Origin of the sequence: Pedobacter borealis DSM 19626, assembly GCF_000708285.2 — a bacterium.
Classification (GTDB): domain Bacteria; phylum Bacteroidota; class Bacteroidia; order Sphingobacteriales; family Sphingobacteriaceae; genus Pedobacter; species Pedobacter borealis.
This window is the reverse complement of the sequence record NZ_JAUG01000205.1, coordinates 1-660: the sequence shown is the minus strand read 5'-3', so window position 1 is coordinate 660 and position 660 is coordinate 1. Positions and strand designations below refer to the sequence as shown.

Sequence of the window (660 nt, the reverse complement as noted above, 5' to 3'; positions counted from 1 at the left end):
GAGCACAAACACAACAGTCGCCTATTGTTGTTTGCTCTTCTTTTTTAACTTCTTCCAATATGTCAAAGAACATTAAGGTGTAAGGTTTAGGGTATAAGGGTGGAGGGTTTCATTGTCCTCTGCCCAAGCCTAAGCTTATTCCTTATTAGTAAAAAACCGCGGTCTCGAACCGTTTCATATATATCTTTATATATGTGCCCCATGGCGTTTCTTCTTTTCTTAATCATGTCAATGTATATTATCTATCCCGATAATAAGGTAATCTATTCTGTTGTGGTGTGTTTCAGCTATAGGTCTTACCCTACACCTTAAACCTTATAACCCTCAACCTTTAATGGTGGAGAATAACGGAGTCGAACCGTTGACCTCCTGCGTGCAAGGCAGGCGCTCTAGCCAGCTGAGCTAATCCCCCAGAGTGTAGTTGTCAGCCAACAGTTGCCGGTTTCCAGTTTAAACTGTCCACTGTAAACCGCCGATTGAAAACTCAAACGTGTAGTCCCGTCCAGATTTGAACTGGAGACCCCTACATTATCAGTGTAGTGCTCTAACCAGGCTGAGCTACGGGACTGTTGATTTTAAGGTCGGCGTCCGTATGCAGTATATAGTATCTTACCGCTACTGCTTTCCTTTGGCTTTCCCCATCTTCCGTTCCGTTATGCT

At 43.6% G+C, this 660-nt stretch carries 2 tRNA genes; both read right to left on the bottom strand.

Annotated elements, in window-relative coordinates:
- Positions 1 to 335: 335 nt before the first annotated feature.
- Positions 336 to 412 (bottom strand) — tRNA-Ala (locus AW17_RS23425).
- 81 nt (positions 413 to 493) lie between these two features.
- A tRNA-Ile gene (locus AW17_RS23420) sits at positions 494 to 568 on the bottom strand.
- Positions 569 to 660 lie beyond the last annotated feature (92 nt).